General features: G+C 74.6%; 13 protein-coding genes. 6 read left to right on the top strand and 7 right to left on the bottom strand.

The genetic code is table 11. The annotated features are described in order from the left end of the window. Positions 1-77: 77 nt before the first annotated feature. The 6 genes from ACFYQQ_RS23965 to ACFYQQ_RS23940 form a co-directional block, all read right to left on the bottom strand. A complete protein-coding gene (locus tag ACFYQQ_RS23965; protein ID WP_355794344.1) occupies positions 78-491 on the bottom strand; it encodes an NUDIX hydrolase in 414 nt (137 codons plus the stop codon). A gap of 62 nt (positions 492-553) precedes the next feature. Then, complete coding sequence (locus tag ACFYQQ_RS23960; RefSeq protein WP_356169690.1) at positions 554-1735, bottom strand: CHAD domain-containing protein; 1182 nt, start codon at positions 1733-1735, stop codon at positions 554-556. Next, the gene (locus tag ACFYQQ_RS23955; protein WP_388905046.1) at positions 1716-4082 is read right to left on the bottom strand and encodes an RNA degradosome polyphosphate kinase; all 2367 of its coding nucleotides are present in this window, start codon (positions 4080-4082) and stop codon (positions 1716-1718) included. The genes ACFYQQ_RS23960 and ACFYQQ_RS23955 overlap by 20 nt, the downstream gene beginning before the upstream one ends. Before the next feature lie 153 nt (positions 4083-4235). Further along, positions 4236-5834 carry a hypothetical protein gene (locus tag ACFYQQ_RS23950; RefSeq protein ID WP_388905045.1) on the bottom strand — a complete coding sequence of 533 codons (1599 nt, stop codon included), beginning with the start codon at positions 5832-5834 and terminating at the stop codon, positions 4236-4238. A 450-nt stretch (positions 5835-6284) separates the two neighbouring features. After that, positions 6285-7184, bottom strand: coding sequence for an ABC transporter ATP-binding protein (locus tag ACFYQQ_RS23945; RefSeq protein WP_355793855.1), 900 nt, complete (start codon positions 7182-7184; stop codon positions 6285-6287). After that, entirely contained in the window at positions 7181-7597 is a 417-nt protein-coding gene (locus tag ACFYQQ_RS23940; protein WP_355793854.1) for a GntR family transcriptional regulator, read from the bottom strand. The genes ACFYQQ_RS23945 and ACFYQQ_RS23940 overlap by 4 nt, the downstream gene beginning before the upstream one ends. A 167-nt stretch (positions 7598-7764) precedes the next feature. Between ACFYQQ_RS23940 and ACFYQQ_RS23935 the strand changes: the two genes are divergently transcribed. The 5 genes from ACFYQQ_RS23935 to ACFYQQ_RS23915 are packed head-to-tail and all read left to right on the top strand — an operon-like array spanning position 7765 to position 12227. Further along, a complete protein-coding gene (locus ACFYQQ_RS23935; protein ID WP_356169678.1) occupies positions 7765-8307 on the top strand; it encodes an RNA polymerase sigma factor in 543 nt (180 codons plus the stop codon). Then, a complete protein-coding gene (locus ACFYQQ_RS23930) occupies positions 8304-9158 on the top strand; it encodes a zf-HC2 domain-containing protein (protein WP_355794605.1) in 855 nt (284 codons plus the stop codon). The genes ACFYQQ_RS23935 and ACFYQQ_RS23930 overlap by 4 nt, the downstream gene beginning before the upstream one ends. Continuing rightward, positions 9155-10036 carry an ABC transporter ATP-binding protein gene (locus tag ACFYQQ_RS23925; protein WP_388905044.1) on the top strand — a complete coding sequence of 294 codons (882 nt, stop codon included), beginning with the start codon at positions 9155-9157 and terminating at the stop codon, positions 10034-10036. The genes ACFYQQ_RS23930 and ACFYQQ_RS23925 overlap by 4 nt, the downstream gene beginning before the upstream one ends. Beyond that, entirely contained in the window at positions 10033-11577 is a 1545-nt protein-coding gene (locus ACFYQQ_RS23920) for an ABC transporter permease (protein WP_388905043.1), read from the top strand. Before ACFYQQ_RS23925 ends, ACFYQQ_RS23920 begins: the two co-directional genes overlap by 4 nt. Then, on the top strand, positions 11574-12227 hold the full coding sequence (locus ACFYQQ_RS23915; protein WP_388905050.1) for an ABC transporter: 654 nt from the start codon (positions 11574-11576) through the stop codon (positions 12225-12227). Before ACFYQQ_RS23920 ends, ACFYQQ_RS23915 begins: the two co-directional genes overlap by 4 nt. Before the next feature lie 34 nt (positions 12228-12261). Here the strand turns inward: ACFYQQ_RS23915 and mshD are convergent, their stop codons facing one another. Beyond that, the gene (gene mshD / locus ACFYQQ_RS23910; RefSeq protein ID WP_388905042.1) at positions 12262-13188 is read right to left on the bottom strand and encodes a mycothiol synthase; all 927 of its coding nucleotides are present in this window, start codon (positions 13186-13188) and stop codon (positions 12262-12264) included. A gap of 233 nt (positions 13189-13421) precedes the next feature. On the opposite strand from mshD, the gene ACFYQQ_RS23905 reads away from it, so the two are divergent. After that, positions 13422-15221, top strand: coding sequence for a bifunctional metallophosphatase/5'-nucleotidase (locus ACFYQQ_RS23905; RefSeq protein WP_388905041.1), 1800 nt, complete (start codon positions 13422-13424; stop codon positions 15219-15221). Positions 15222-15245: the final 24 nt, after the last annotated feature.

The following is a 15245-nucleotide window of genomic DNA, read 5'->3' as shown; positions in this document are numbered from 1 at the left end:
CCGAGTACCCCCGCCCGTCGTAACTCCACGGCCGTCCGGGTGCCCCGGGCCGGGTGCGCGATGGCGGCGGACACGGCCTAGGTGAGGTGCAGCGCGGAGAGCAGGGCGTCGACCAGGTCGCGGTCGCGGGGCTGGGTCAGCCGGCCGCGGGCCTCCGCCGGGGGGAGCCACAGGATGCGGTCGACCTCGCGGTTCGGTACGAAGCCGCCGGCCCGCGCCTCGGCGGCCCAGTAGCGGACCTCCTTGGGGCGGCCGCCGACGACGTAGCGCAGGACGGGCAGGGCGGCGCCGGGCTCGGCCGCGTACCCCGTCTCCTCCTCCACCTCGCGCAACGCGCCGGCCAGCGGGTCCTCACCGGGCTTCAGCTTGCCCTTGGGGTGGGACCAGTCGTCGTACTTGGGCCGGTGGACCAGACAGAGCCGCAGGTCGCCGGTGCCGGGGAAACGGCGCCAGAGCACGCAGCCCGCCGCCCGGATCGTGGTGTCGGTCATGCGTCACGGCCTCCTCCCGCCCGCTCCGGCCGCGGCCGGCCGTGCGTGGCTCGATCGCGCGGTCAGGCGGTGCCCACCGCGGCCTTCTGCCAGGACTGCTGGAACGCGAACCTGGCGGCCTCCACCTCGTGCCGCTGGTCGGCGTGGAGCACGCCGAGGGCGTACGCCGTCGCCGGGGCGATGCGCGGGGTGCGGGCCGCCGACGCGGCGGCCGAGGCCGCCTCCGCCGCGTCCCGGTGCTGGTTCAGTGCCCGGCCCGCGTTCAGCAGGCGGACGTCCAGGGGGCCCTCGCCGCCGTGCAGGACCTCACGCGCGTAGCGGTGCAGCCGCAGCAGCAGGCGGACCTGGTGCCAGGGCGCGTCCTGCGGCTGGGGCGCCGTGTCGGCGGAGAGGCCGTGCACCAGGGCCTCGGCGTTGTAGGGGTGGCCCGCCGTGATGAGGGGCAGGGCGGTGACCGCGTCGCACAGGCGCTCCTCGGCGGCGGTGGCCGGGCGGCGCAGGTCGGCGGTGGCCGCGCCGGGCGTGAGCGGGACCTCGCTGGCGAGGACGGCGACGCTGTCGGCGACCGCGTGGAAGCGGCTCGACCCGAGCGCCTGGAGGGCCGCCGAGTGGGCGCGCGTCCGGGCGAGGGTCAGCTGCCGTTCCAGCAGGGCGCCAGCCTTGGCGGCGCCCACGGTGAGGTGGCCGCGCTCCGGGAGCCCGGGGGCCGGCGGCACCGGGCCGGTCGCCGCCCCGTCCGCTCCGGCGGGCCGGCTCGCCCCGGCGGAGGCCGCCGCCCGGCCCGCGGAGGAGGACTGCGCGGGGAAGGCCGCCGACCCGGACAGGCGGTGCAGGGCCAGCAGCAGGCGCTCCAGCCGGGCCGCGTACGCGTGCTCGCGGGCCAGCGTGCCCGACAGCCAGGCCAGTTCGGGCCGCATGGACTCGGACCACTCGGCGTCGAGCAGCGGCCGGAAGGTGTGCAGGGTGCCGCTGATCCGGCGGGCCGAGCGGCGCAGGGCGCGCGCCGCGTCGACGGTCTCCTGCGAACCGTTCCCCCCGGGCTTGGGCTTGGCCCGCGCGGCCGGACCGCCGTCCCCGCCCGCCTCGCGGTGCTGGCGCAGCGAGCGCAGGAACTCCGTGGCCTGGGCCCGCAGATAGCCCGCGAGCGCCTCCCCGGTGGGGGCGCCCCGCAGTGCGTCGAGGTCCCCGCCGGACGGGGCCCGCCCCGCGGTGGGGCCCGTGGGGTCAAGGTGTCGCTGTGCCACGCCGGCGCCTCCGGGCGTCTATGAGCATCTCCTGGACGTTGCGCAGGGGCTGGCCGTCCGCGTCGGTCGCGTGCCGGGTCCACTCGCCGTCGGGGCCCAGGTGCCAGGAGGAGGTCGTGTCGGACATGCCGGTCTCCAGCAGCCGGTTCAGGGCGGCCCGGTGGGCCGGGTCGGTGACCCTGACCAGTGCCTCGATCCGGCGGTCGAGGTTGCGGTGCATCATGTCGGCGCTGCCGATCCACACCTCGGGCTCGCCGCCGTTGCCGAAGCCGAAGACCCGGGAGTGCTCCAGGAAGCGCCCGAGTATGGAGCGGACCCGGATGTTCTCGGACAGGCCCGTGACGCCCGGGCGGACCGCGCAGATGCCGCGCACCCACACGTCGACGGGGACGCCGGCCTGCGACGCGCGGTAGAGGGCGTCGATGATCGCCTCGTCCACCATCGAGTTGACCTTGATGCGGACGTGGGCGGGACGTCCGGCGTTGTGGTGCTGGACCTCCTTGTTGATCCGCGAGATCAGGCCGTCGCGCAGGGACTTGGGGGCGACGAGCAGACGGCGGTAGGTCTCGCGGCGGGAGTAGCCGGAGAGCCGGTTGAAGAGGTCGGAGAGATCCGCGCCGACCTGCGGGTCGGCGGTGAGCAGGCCGAGGTCCTCGTACAGGCGGGCCGTCTTCGGGTGGTAGTTGCCGGTGCCGACGTGGGAGTAGCGGCGCAGCGTGTCGCCCTCCTGACGGACCACCAGCGAGAGCTTGCAGTGCGTCTTGAGGCCGACGAGCCCGTAGACCACGTGGCAGCCCGACTCCTCCAGCTTGCGGGCCCACTTGATGTTGGCCTGCTCGTCGAAGCGGGCCTTGATCTCCACCAGGACGAGGACCTGCTTGCCGGACTCGGCCGCGTCTATCAGCGCGTCCACGATGGGCGAGTCGCCGGAGGTCCGGTACAGCGTCTGCTTGATGGCCAGCACGTCCGGGTCGCCGGCCGCCTGCTCCAGGAAGGCCTGCACGGAGGTGGAGAAGGAGTCGTACGGGTGGTGCAGCAGGACGTCGCGCTCGCGCAGGGCGGCGAAGATGTCGGGCGCGGACGCCGACTCCACCTCGGCGAGGTCGCGGTGGGTGCCCGCGATGAACTTCGGGTACTTCAGCTCGGGCCGGTCGAGGTGGCTGATGCCGAAGAGACCCGTGAGGTCCAGGGGACCGGGCAGCGGGTAGACCTCCGCCTCGCTGATCTTCAGCTCCCGGACGAGGAGGTCGAGCACGTACCGGTCGATGGACTCCTCGACCTCCAGGCGCACCGGCGGCCCGAAGCGGCGCCGCATCAGCTCCTTCTCCAGGGCCTGGAGGAGGTTCTCGGTGTCGTCCTCCTCGACCTCCAGGTCCTCGTTGCGGGTGAGGCGGAAGGTGTGGTGCTCCAGGACCTCCATGCCGGGGAAGAGCTCTTCCAGGTGCGCGGCGATGACGTCCTCGATGGGGACGTAGCGGTCCGGGGAGGCCTCCAGGAAGCGGGAGAGCAGCGGCGGGACCTTGACGCGCGCGAAGTGGCGGTGGCCGCTGACCGGGTTCCGTACGACCACCGCGAGGTTCAGCGAGAGGCCGGAGATGTACGGGAAGGGGTGCGCGGGGTCGACCGCCAGCGGGGTCAGGACCGGGAAGATCTGGTGCCGGAAGAGCGTGAAGAGGCGGGCCTGCTCCTTCTCGGTCAGCTCGTTCCAGCGGACCAGGTGGATGCCCTCCTCGGCCAGCGCGGGGGCGACGTCCTCCTGGTAGCAGGCCGCGTGCCGGGCCATGAGCTCGCGCGAGCGGGCCCAGATCATCTCCAGCACCTCACGGGGCTGGAGGCCGGAGGCGGAGCGGGTGGCGACGCCGGTGGCGATGCGGCGCTTGAGACCGGCCACCCGGACCATGAAGAACTCGTCCAGGTTGCTCGCGAAGATCGCCAGGAAGTTCGCGCGTTCCAGCAGGGGCGTGTTCGGGTCCTCGGCGAGTTCGAGCACCCGCTCGTTGAACGCCAGCCAGCTGCGCTCCCGGTCCAGGAAGCGGCCCTGGGGCAGCTGGACGCCGTCCTGCACGGTGTCCTCGTACACGTCGAGATCGGCGTCGAGATCCGGTTCGAGGTCGGACACGTTGGCCGCCACGGTGTGGGGCCGGTGCGCGGCGATGGAGCCCACGGAGGGCTGCGGGTGCTGGACCTGTGCCTGGGCGCTGGGCTGGTTCATGGACCCATTGTTCCGCGCCAGGGGCGTGACAGGCGCGTCGGAGAGGGCGGGCGGGAGCGTCAGGGCGAAACGACCGCTCCCCCCGGCCTTCCCGTTCTCCGGCGGAGGTGAGGGCTCGGGCACGGCGGGGTTCATTCGGTGAGGGTCGCAAGCCCGTCTGAATCGATGGTTACGGCGACATGACGTGCGGGATATCGGGGGGCGGCTCCCGGGCGTCCATGGCGGCTTCCGGGGCCCACGCAGGCCCGGGTGCGTCCCACCCCCGTGGGGACGCACCCGGGCCGGGGCTCAGGCCGTGCGGCGCCTCAGCAGGGCGTACGACCCGGCGACCGCGAGGGCGGCGACCGCGAGGACGATCCCGGACTCCACCAGCTGGAGCGGCCAGACGTGGGAAGCGGGGTGGTAGGTGGTCCAGAAGTCGGCGATGCCCTTGTCCGCCATGCAGTGCCTGAGCCGGGCCGCGTCGCCGAATTGCGTACACGTCGTGTTGCCGCCCACGCTCGTGCCGTCCGCGGTGATCACACCGCTTTCCACGACCTGGACGCTCTCGGGCGGGTCGAGGGCGTGCCTGCCGGTGAGCGTCTCGGTGGGCCACAGGCTCGCGCGGTCGACGTTGCCGAGGACGTACACCACGAGCAGGGCGCCGAAGGAGGCGGCCAGCGCGGGCAGCGTGCGGCGCGTCAGCAGGCCCGCGAGGGCGCCGAGGGCCAGGCCGCACAGGGCGTAGGCGGGGGTGACGAGGCCGTTGGCGCGGAAGGTGTCCATGTCGTACCAGCTGCCCCAGAGCAGTTCCCGGCCGTCGTTCCACATCCACCGGTGCAGCGCCACGAGGAGGGCGGTGCCGGTGGCGACGAGCAGGGCCGGGACGGCGAGCTTCGCGGTCAGCCAGCGGGCCGGGGTGATCGACTGGGTCCAGGCGAGCTGCGCGGTGCCGTTCTCCAGTTCGCGCCCGGTCAGGGTCGCGCCGGCCCAGGCGGCGACGAGCAGGGGCAGGTAGGAGACCGTGAGGGTGCTGAGAGCGACGACGACCGAGTAGTACTGGCTTCCCCAGGGGCCGGTGGCCACGTCGCAGGCGTCCATCTGCGCGAGACACCCGTAGCGGGATTCCGCGAGGGCGTGCTCGAAGCCGGGGCCGTGCGCCCACAGCAGCGCCGCGGACACCACGACGACGAGTCCCAGCCAGGTCCGCAGGGCGGGGCGGTGCAGCCGCAGCACGGCCCAGACCGGCCCCCGGAAGACCCCCTTGACGGTGAAGGTCCGCGCGGGGGCCGTCTTCGTCGCGGCGGTGACGCCCGTGGTGCCGCCGGTCACGCGTGCCGCGCCGCCGGTGACGCGTCCGGTGTTCCCGGTGCCATCGGTGTGCCGTTTCAGCACCCGGAAGGCGGCGAGGACCGTGAGCGCGGTCAGCGCCAGGGCGGCGCCGGTGGCGGAGAGCTGGAGCGGCCAGTAGTGGGAGGCGGGCTGGACGTCGCTGTAGAAGGCGGTGACGTGCAGCCGCTCGAAGGTGCCGGCGCAGGCCCTGGCGTGGTCCCAGGACGCGACGCAGTGCGGCATGGGCAGCTGGGTGCCCGCGGCGTCGACGACGCCGCGGTCGGTGGTGAGCCCGCCGTACCAGGGGCCCTCCTGGAGGGAGGTGGTCCGGGTGACCGGCGGCCAGAACCAGGCGCGGTAGCCGTTGAGCGCGTACCAGAGCAGCCCGGTGGCCGCGGCGGTGACGGCGAGGGCGGCCAGGGTGCGGCGCAGCAGCAGTCCGGCCAGGGCGCCCGCGGCCAGGGCGAACAGGGCCAGCGCGACGGTGGTCGGGCCGTTGGCCTGGAAGACCAGGATGTCGTGCCAGGCGAGGTTGTTCCCGCCGCGCCCGGCGTCCCACATCAGGTGGTGCAGCACGACGAGCGGGACGGTCCCGGCGGTGACCAGCGCGGCCGGGACGGCGAGCTTGGCGGCCAGCCAGCGGGCCGGGGTGACCGACTGGGTCCAGGCGAGCCGCGCGGTGCCTCTCCAGCTCGCGCGCGGTCAGCACGGCGCCCGCCCAGGCCGCGACGAGCAGCGGCAGGAACGTGACGGTCCAGTGGGCGTACGTCGAGGCGTCCTTGAAGGCCAGGTACGCGTCCTGGTCGTACGCGCAGGAGTAGTCGCAGGCCCTCAGACGGCGGTAGGCGTCGCTCGCGGGCCCGGCGAGCGCGGCGTACGCCCACAGCATCAGCGCGGAGGCGGCGGTGATCACGGCCGCCCAGGCGTAGAGGGCGGCGCGGTGCAGCCGCAGCACGGCGCGCACGGTGCCGGGGCGCCCGGCCGCGGGGCGCGCGCTCACGGGGGCGTCGGCCGTGGTCAGCGCGGTCATACGGCGGGCTCCGGGGCGGCGGAGCGGTGGGACGGCTCCAGGATCAGGTCGGGGGCCTCGGGGCTGCGCAGGTGCGCGAGCAGCACTTCCTCCAGGGAGGGCGCGGTGGTCTCGCCGACGCCGGTGAGCGGGCCCCGCGGCCGGACGAGGGCGGTCTGCTGCCGTCCGGTGGTGCGGGACTCGATCACGGTGTGCGGGGCGAGGTCGCGGCTCGGGCCCGTGGTGAGGACGTGCGCGGCGAGCAGGTCGTCCAGGTCGCCCGCGAGCCGCACCCGGCCGTCGCCGAGCATGATCAGGTGGTCGCAGGAGTTCTCCAGCTCGGCGACCACGTGCGAGGACATCACGACGCTGGTGCCGTGCTCGGCGGACTCCGCGAGCAGGACGCCCATCAGTTCGTGGCGGGCCAGCGGGTCGAGGTCGGCCATCGGCTCGTCCAGGAGCAGCAGTTCGGGGCGCTTGGCCAGTGCGAAGGCGAGCGCGACCCGGGTGCGCTGGCCGCCGGACAGGGAGCGGATCCGGGCCTTCGGTGCGAGCCCGCCGGCCGTCACGATCCGTTCGGCGACGGCGGGGTCCCAGCGGGCCGGGTTGAGCTCGCGCCCCAGGCGGAGCGTCTCGGCGACGGTGAGCTGCGGGTACAGCGGCTTGTTCTGGGCGACGTACGCGATGCGTTCGCGGGCCGCGGCCGGGTCCGTGCCGAGCACGGTGAGCGTGCCCTCGGTCGGTCCGAGGACGCCGGCCGCGAGGGCGAGCAGCGTCGACTTGCCCGCGCCGTTCGGGCCGACGACGGCGCAGACGCGTCCGGCGGGCAGCCGCAGCGCGCACTCGCGCAGGGCCCAGCCTCCCCGGCGTCCGAACCGCTTGCCCAGTCCGGCCGCCGCTATGGCGGTGTCCGTCATTTCCGGCCCCCCTCGGTGCTCATGTGCTGTTCCCCCTCGGTGTGCGTGAACTGTTCCAGTACGGCGGTGAAGAGCGCCGAGACGTCGTCCCGGTCCAGGCCTGCCGCCCGGGCGCGGGCCGCCCAGTCCTCCAGCTCCGCCCGCAGCGGCGAGTCCGCCGGGGCGGCGCCCAGCGAGCGGCGGACGAAGGTGCCGAGGCCGCGGCGGGCCTCGACGAGGCCCTCGCGCTCCAGCTCGCGGTAGGCCTTCAGGACGGTGTTCGGATTGATCGCCGTCGCCTCCACGACCTCGCGGGCCGTGGGGAGCCGGTCGCCCGGTTCGAGCAGCCCCAGGCGCAGTGCCTGCTTGGTCTGCTGGACGATCTGCACGTAGGTGGCGACGCCGCTGCGCCGGTCGATGCGGTACTCGACCACTCGGACCAACCACCCTTTCACTAATTGAGTAGTGAAAGGGTGGTGCAAGGGTGGTCCCGGTGTCAAACGCGGACGGCCAACGCCCGTCCCACCTGCGGGAATCCGCCCCGCGGAAACCCGTCGGACCCTTCGTGAACCGATCCGGGGGGCTCGTCCGATGATGGGGCGTGAGGGATACGAGAAGCGACGGGGAGCTGCTGCGGGCCATCGCGGCGGACGGGGACCGGCGCGCCTTCGAGGAGCTGTACCGGCGGTTCGCGCCGTGGCTGACCGCGCGGCTGCGCGGCCGCTGCGCGGACGCGGGTGTGGTCGACGACGTGGTGCAGGAGACGTTCCTCGCCGTGTGGCGCGGCACCGCCCGCTACCGCGAGGAGGGGGACGCGGCCGGCTGGCTGTGGCGCGTCGGCTCCCGCCGGCTCATCGACACCCTGCGCGGCGACGGGGCGCGTGGGCGGCTGCGCCAGGCGCTGGGCCGGCTGCGCCACCGGGACGAGGCCTCCGCCGAGGAACGGGTCCTCGCGGGCGTCGAGCACGGCGACCTCGCCGGCGCGCTGACCCGGCTCTCACCGGAACTGCGGGCGGTCCTCCAGGCCACCGTGGTCGACGGCCTCACGACCCGGGAGGCGGCCGTCCTGCTCGGCATCCCGCCCGGCACCGTCAAGACACGGGCCTCACGCGCCCGCAAGCAGCTGCGGGAGGCGCTGGCATGAGCGGAAACGACACCACCTGGCACGTGCCGGAGGACGACCTGCGGGCCTACGCGCGCGGTGAACTGACGGCCCCCCGGCTGTGGTCCGCCGACACCCACCTCGCCGCGTGCGCGCGGTGCCGTGCGGCGCTGGCGGAGGTCACCGACCCGGTCGCGCTGGAGGAGGGGTGGGCCCGGCTGGACGCCGAACTCGACGCCCCGCGGCCGGGGTTCGTCGAGTCCCTACTGGTGCGGATCGGCGTCGCCGACCACACGGCCCGCCTGCTCGCCGCCACCCCCGTGCTGCGGCGGGCCTGGCTCGTCGCCGTCGTCGCCGTCCTGATGACGGCCCTCGCGGCGGCGACCGCCCTGCGCAGCGGTCAGTCGCCCACCCTCTTCCTCGCCCTCGCGCCGCTGCTTCCGCTCGCCGGGGTCGCCCTGTCGTACGGGCCCGCCCTCGACCCGACGTACGAGATGGCCGTCGTCTCCCCGACCCACGGATTCCGGCTGCTGATGATCCGTACGGTCGCCGTCCTGGCCACCGGGACGGCGCTCGACGGCCTGGCCACGCTCGCGCTGCCCTCGTACGGCCTGCGCGCGGTGGCCTGGCTGCTGCCCGCGCTCGCCCTCACCGGCCTCGCCCTCGCACTGACCCCCAGGCTCGGACCGGTCGCCGCGCCCGCCGTCGTCGGCGGCGCGTGGGCCGGGCTGCTGCTCGTCGCCGACAGCAGGACCGAGGGGATCCTCGCGCCGTTCACCGCGGCCGGCCAGGGCGTCGCCGCGGCCGTCGCACTGCTCACCGCCGGACTGCTGTACGCCGTCCGCGACCGCTTCGACTCATCCACCGCCTCGACCCACAGGAGTGCCGCATGACCTCCGCCTTCCCGGGGGGCGCCCCCACCGTCTCGGCAGCAGGGCTGACCCTGCGCTACGGCAGCACCCACGCCCTCGACGACGTGTCGCTGCGGCTCGCGGACGGCGTCACCGGCCTGCTGGGCCCCAACGGCGCCGGCAAGACCACCCTGCTGCGGGTGCTCGCGACCGCCCTGACCGCCGACCGCGGCTCCTTCACGGTGCTCGGCCGCGACCCCGGCACGACCGCCGGCCGGCAGGAGGTGCGCCGCACGCTCGGCTACCTGCCGCAGACCCCCGGCTTCCACCCGGACTTCAGCGCCTTCGAGTTCGTCGACTACGTGGCGATCCTGAAGGAACTGACGGACCGCGCCGCCCGGCACGCCGAGGTGCGCCGGGTGCTCGACGCCGTCGACCTCTACGAGGTGCGCGGCCGGCGGATCAAGAAGCTCTCCGGTGGGATGCGGCAGCGCGTCGCCCTCGCCGCCGCGCTCGTCGGCGACCCCGGCTTCCTCGTCCTGGACGAGCCGACCGTCGGTCTCGACCCGGAACAGCGGATGCGCTTCCGGGAGCTGATCGCGAGGGCGGGGGAGGGCCGCACGGTGCTGCTCTCCACCCACCAGACCGAGGACGTCGCGATGCTCTGCCGGCGGGTGATCGTCATGGCCCGCGGCCGGGTCCGCTTCGAGGGCACCCCCGCCGAACTGACCGCCCGCGCGGCGGGCCGGGTGTGGAGCAGCGCGGAGCGCGCGCCGCACGCGAAGGCCGGCTGGCGCACCGGCGCCGGCGTCTTCCGCAACGTCGGCGACCCGCCGCCCGGCGCGGACCTGCTCGAACCGACCCTGGAGGACGGCTACCTGCTCACCCTCGACGGCGAGCCCGCGGAGGTGGCGGCATGAGCACCACCGTCATCGACCCGGCCCGCGCGGAGAGCGCGCTCGCCGCACCGTCCGGCCGGCGGACCCGGGCGGCTGCCGTGCTCGCACTGGCCCGCTTCGAGTCCCGTGAACTGCTGCTGCAGATACCGGTCTTCGCCATGTTCGCCCTGTACCTCGCCTACACCTGCTGGCAGTTGTGGGGCGGCGGCGAACCCATGGACGACTTCCCGGTCCTCCAGGACGCCGACCGGGCCACGCAGGACCGGCCCCTGCTCGTCGCCGTCGCCGTACTCGTCAGCGCCAACCGCGGGGTCCTGCGCTCCCGGCGGCGCGGCACCGACCAGACCTTCGACGTGCTGGTCGTGGAGCCCTGGCGGCGTACGGCCGCGCACCTGCTGTCGGTCGTCCCGGCCGCCGCGCTCACCGCGCTGGTCGTCCTCCTCGACTTCACCTGCACGGCCCTCAAGCCCGGCGCGGCGGGCCACGGTTCGCCCGCCGAACTGGCCGTCGGCCCGCTGGTCGTCCTGCTCGCCGGGATCATCGGCGTGCTGCTCGCCCGCCTGGTCCCCTCCGCGTTCGCCGCGCCGCTCCTCGTGGTCGCCGGGCTGGTCCTCGCCACCCTGGTGTCCGCCGGACTGGAGGACGCCGACTGGCAGCGGTGGCTGTGGCCCGTGGTCGGCGACGCCGGCACCGAGCCGTTCCCCTCGGAGCTGCTGGGCCGCCCCGCCGCCTGGCACGCCCTGTACCTGACCGGACTCGCCCTCACCCTGGCCTGCGCGGCGGTCCTCGTCTCCGGCGGCCGCAACCGGCTGGTCGCCGCGGTGACCGTCGCCGCGCTCGCCGCCACCGGCGCGGGCGTCGCGGGACAGGCGTCCGGTGAGCCGGCCGGGCTGGCCGCCGCCCGGGAGAAGGCGTCCGTCGCCCCGGAGAAGGTGCAGTCCTGCCGCGTCCAGGGCCGCGACGCGTACTGCGCCTACCCCGAGTGGTCCGGCCGGACCGACGAGTGGGCCGAGGCCGTCGGGCGCGTGCGCTCCCTCGCGGGCGGCGGTGCCGGGGCCACCCGGCTGACCGTGCGCCAGCGCGTCGACGCGCGGTACGGCCTGGACGGCGACGCCGCGCTCCAGCCGTCCCGCACACCCGGCCGGGTGACCGTCGGCACGCGCTGGGGCGGCAACCGGGTACCCGAGTTCGCGGTCGCCGTCGCATCGGTCCTGGTGGCGGGCGACGAGTACGCCATGGGCGAGGCGTGCGACGCCCGCGTGGTGACCGTGATGTGGCTCGCGCTCGGCGCCCAGCCCGACCCCATGTCCGCCTTCCGGCACGTCCGCCTCGACGACCGCGTCAGCGGTTCCGGCATCGCGCTCACCCCGACGAACCCGCTCTCCATGACCGCCCAGCAGACCGACGTCGTCCGCGAACTGCTGGAGAAGCCCCGCTACGGCATCACCGCCAAGGTCAAGGCCCACTGGGCGGAGCTGACCTCGCCGAGGACGACCACGGCACGGGCGGCCGAGCTGCTGGACGTGCCGGTGCCGAAGGGGGCCGACACGTGCGGGGAATGACCCGGGCCCTGGTGCGGCCCGTCACACGGACCCTGCCGCGGTGGGCGCTCGCGGCGGGCGGCGCGCTCGGGCTGCTGCTCGCGGGCGTGCCCCGGATGCTCCCCGGCCGGCCCGACCCCTGGTTGTGCCTGACCCTCCTGCGGGCGGCGGCGCTGGCCCTCGCCCTCGGGCTGGCCTTCCTCCTGGACGACCCCGCCCGGCACACCACGGCGGCCGTCCCGGCGGGGCGCCCGCTGCGCACCGGCCTGCGCGTGGCGCTCGTGGCGCCGTTCGCCGCGCTCTGGTGGGTGGCGGCGCTCGCCCTCGTGCCCGCCGAGGGGCGCCCGCCCGTCGGCGCCGTCACGCTGGAGGCCGCCGCCACCGCCGTCCTCGCGCTGGCCGTCGCCGCGGCGGGCGTCCGCTTCTCCGGCCAGGCCGAGCCCGGCACCGGAGCGGCCGTGACGTTCCTGGTCGCGGCGGTCGCGGCACCGCTGCTGGTCCCGGACCGGTGGACCCCGTTCGTCACCGTGGACGACGAGCGGTGGGGCGCGGCGCACCACCAGTGGGCGCTGCTCCTCGCCGCCGGCGCCCTGGCCTGCGCCGCCTGGACGCGCGAACCCCCGCGCCGGCGGACCGTGTCACGGCGCCGGGCTCCCGTCCCGGCCGGATGACTCCGGCCGGGACGGGAGGGGCCGGGTCAGGGCGTCACGACTCCGTGCGGTACATCAGGTCCGTCTCGTGGACCGTGAAGCCGAGCCGCTCGTACACGGTCACCGCCGCCTTGTTGTCCGCGTCCACGTAGAGCATGGCGGTCGGCAGGCCCTGCGCGGCCAGATGGCGCAGCCCGATCGCCGTCAGGGCCTTGCCGAGACCGCCGCCCTGCGCGCCGGGGCGCACCCCGACCACGTACACCTCGCCCAGCCGCTCCTGCGCGTGCACCTTCGTCCAGTGGAAACCGGCCAGTTCACCGTCGCGGAAGGCGAGGAAGAAGCCCGCCGGGTCGAACCACGGCTGCGCCGTCCGGTCGTCCAGGTCCCGCTGGGTGAGGGAGCCCTGCTCGGGGTGGTGGGCGAAGGCGTCGGCGTTGGCCGCGAGCCACGCCGCGTCGTCCTCGCCCGGCACGAAGGTGCGGACGGTGACCCCCGCGGGGAGCACCGGCTCGGGCAGCTCCATACCGGTCAACGGCCGCCGCATCTGGCGCAGTTCGCGGAACAGGGTCAGCCCCAGCACCTGCGCGAGGTGCCGCGCGGCGGAGTGCGCGCCGTGCGCCCACACCCGCAGGCGCTTGCCCGAGGCCGCGAGCAGCGCCGTGCCCAGCGCCCGGCCGTGCCCGCGTCCGCGGTGGGAGGGGTGCACGACCAGCTCGGCGGCCGGCGCCTCCACCGGGTCGGTGTCCTCCAACTGCGCGTATCCCACGAGGGTCCCGCCCACCGTCAGCAGCAGGTGCCGTACGCCCTCGCGCTCGCCGCCGCTCAGCTGGAGCCGCCCCTGCTCGGACACCGCCTGCTGGCCGTCGGTCCGCGCGGCCTCGGCGAGCAGGTCGAGCACGGCCCCCGCCTGTTCGGGGGAGAGCTGCGCGCAGGTCTCGATGGAGCGGGAGAAGGCGGCGGGTGCGGTGTCGTCGCTGGTCATGGATACGAGGGTACGGCGCGAGGATTTCCGGACAAGGAGCCGGGCGCGGCCGGTCCCGGCGTGGCGGCGCACGGGTGGCCCGGCGGCACCGCGCACCCCTCGTCCGGGGCGCGATTCGGGCAACCGTGAGCCGATGGCAATCAGTCCGTAACCCGAACCCCCTGTTGCGCTACGCGCGTTGATCCTAGGCTGCGCCCAAGCCACAGCCGTACGACGCTCCCACAGGGGGAACCATGCTGCCGACGCCCCGGCACAGACGCACCCGTCGCATACTCGCCGCCGCCGCAGGCCTCGCCACCGTCGGTGCGCTGGCCGCCGCGATGCCCGCGAGCGCCGGCCCGGACACCGCGACCGCCCGCCACCACCAGGGCAGCGGCCGCTACCAGGACGTACAGCTGCTGTCCTTCAACGACCTGCACGGCAACCTGGAGCCGCCGACCGGCTCCTCCGGCCGGGTCACGCACCTGAACGAGGACGGCACCACCAAGAACATCGACGCGGGCGGGGTCGAGTACCTCGCCACGCACCTGCGCCAGGCCCGCGCGGGCAACAAGTACTCGATCACGGCCGCCGCCGGTGACATGGTCGGTGCCTCCCCGCTGATCTCCGGCCTCTTCCACGACGAGCCGACGATCGACGCGCTGAACAAGCTAGACCTGGACGTCACGAGCGTCGGCAACCACGAGTTCGACGAGGGCGCCGCGGAGCTGGCCCGCCTGCAGAACGGCGGCTGCCACCCGAAGGACGGCTGCTACGACGACAGCGAGGAGTTCGCGGGCGCCGACTTCCCCTACCTGGCGGCGAACGTCACCAAGGAGAAGACCGGCAAGCCGCTCCTCAAGCCCTACTGGGTCTGGAAGAAGAACGGCGTCAAGGTCGGCTTCATCGGCGTGACCCTGGAGGGCACCCCGAACATCGTGTCCGCCGAGGGCGTCAAGGGCCTGAAGTTCGGCGACGAGGTCGAGACGATCAACAAGTACGCCAAGGTGCTCCGCAAGCAGGGCGTCAACTCGATCGTCGCGCTGATCCACGAAGGCGGCGCGCCCGCCTCGACGGCGTACAACTACGACTGCGACAGCCCGGGTGCCGGCGACGGCATCTCCGGACCGATCGTCGACATCGCGAAGAACGTCACGCCGGCCGTCGACGCGCTGGTCACCGGCCACACCCACCAGGCCTACGCCTGCACGATCCTGGACCCGGCGGGCAACCCGCGCATGGTCACCTCGGCCGCGTCCTTCGGCCGCCTCTACACGGACACCACGCTGACCTACGACCGCTGGACGGGCGACATCGCGCGCACCGCGGTGAAGTCCGCGAACCACGTGGTCACCCGTGACGTGGCGAAGGCCGCGGACATGACCGGCCTGATCACGAAGTGGAAGGCGCTGGCCGCCCCGGTGGCCTCGCGCCCGATCGGCTACATCGCCGGTGAGATCCCGAACACGGGCACCGAGTCCCCGCTCGGCGACATGATCGCCGACGCGCAGCTCGCGTACGCCAAGTCCGTCGACCCCGAGGCCGACGTCGCGCTGATGAACCCGGGCGGCATCCGCGCCGGCCTCACCTACGCGTCGAGCGCGGGCGAGGGCGACGGTGTGGTGACGTACGGCGAGGCGTACACCGTCCAGCCGTTCGCCAACACGGTGAACCTGGTCGACCTCAAGGGCTCGCAGCTCGTCACCGGGCTCCAGCAGCAGGTCAGCGGTGCCAACGAGGCCGCCCCGAAGGTCCTCCAGATCTCCTCGGGTCTCACCTACACGCTGGACCTCACCAAGACGGGCGCCGCCCGGGTGGTCGCGGACTCGATCCGCCTGAACGGCGCCCCGATCGACCCGAACGCCACCTACCGCGTCGCGATGAACTCCTTCCTCGCGGGCGGCGGCGACGGCTTCACCGAGCTCGGCAAGGGCGGCAACGTGCGGGTCGGCGGCGACGACCTGGCCGCGTTCGAGTCGTACCTGACGGCCAACTCCTCGGCCGCGGCGCCGTATCCGGTGCCGAAGGCGGACCGGATCACGGTCGTGAAGTAACGCTCCGCGGGCCCGCACTTCGCG

Source organism: Streptomyces sp. NPDC005496 (assembly GCF_042872045.1).
Lineage (GTDB): Bacteria > Actinomycetota > Actinomycetes > Streptomycetales > Streptomycetaceae > Streptomyces.
This window is presented reverse-complemented; position numbering and strand designations above follow the sequence as displayed.

Coding starts and splice junctions, on each gene's coding strand:
- ACFYQQ_RS23965 (WP_355794344.1), bottom strand. CDS start 491: ATGACCGACACCACGATCCGGGCGGCGGGCTGCGTGCTCTGGCGCCGT.
- ACFYQQ_RS23955 (WP_388905046.1), bottom strand. CDS start 4,082: ATGAACCCCGCCGTGCCCGAGCCCTCACCTCCGCCGGAGAACGGGAAG.
- ACFYQQ_RS23945 (WP_355793855.1), bottom strand. CDS start 7,184: ATGACGGACACCGCCATAGCGGCGGCCGGACTGGGCAAGCGGTTCGGA.
- ACFYQQ_RS23930 (WP_355794605.1), top strand. CDS start 8,304: ATGAGCGGAAACGACACCACCTGGCACGTGCCGGAGGACGACCTGCGG.
- ACFYQQ_RS23925 (WP_388905044.1), top strand. CDS start 9,155: ATGACCTCCGCCTTCCCGGGGGGCGCCCCCACCGTCTCGGCAGCAGGG.
- ACFYQQ_RS23920 (WP_388905043.1), top strand. CDS start 10,033: ATGAGCACCACCGTCATCGACCCGGCCCGCGCGGAGAGCGCGCTCGCC.
- ACFYQQ_RS23915 (WP_388905050.1), top strand. CDS start 11,574: ATGACCCGGGCCCTGGTGCGGCCCGTCACACGGACCCTGCCGCGGTGG.
- mshD (WP_388905042.1), bottom strand. CDS start 13,188: ATGACCAGCGACGACACCGCACCCGCCGCCTTCTCCCGCTCCATCGAG.
- ACFYQQ_RS23905 (WP_388905041.1), top strand. CDS start 13,422: ATGCTGCCGACGCCCCGGCACAGACGCACCCGTCGCATACTCGCCGCC.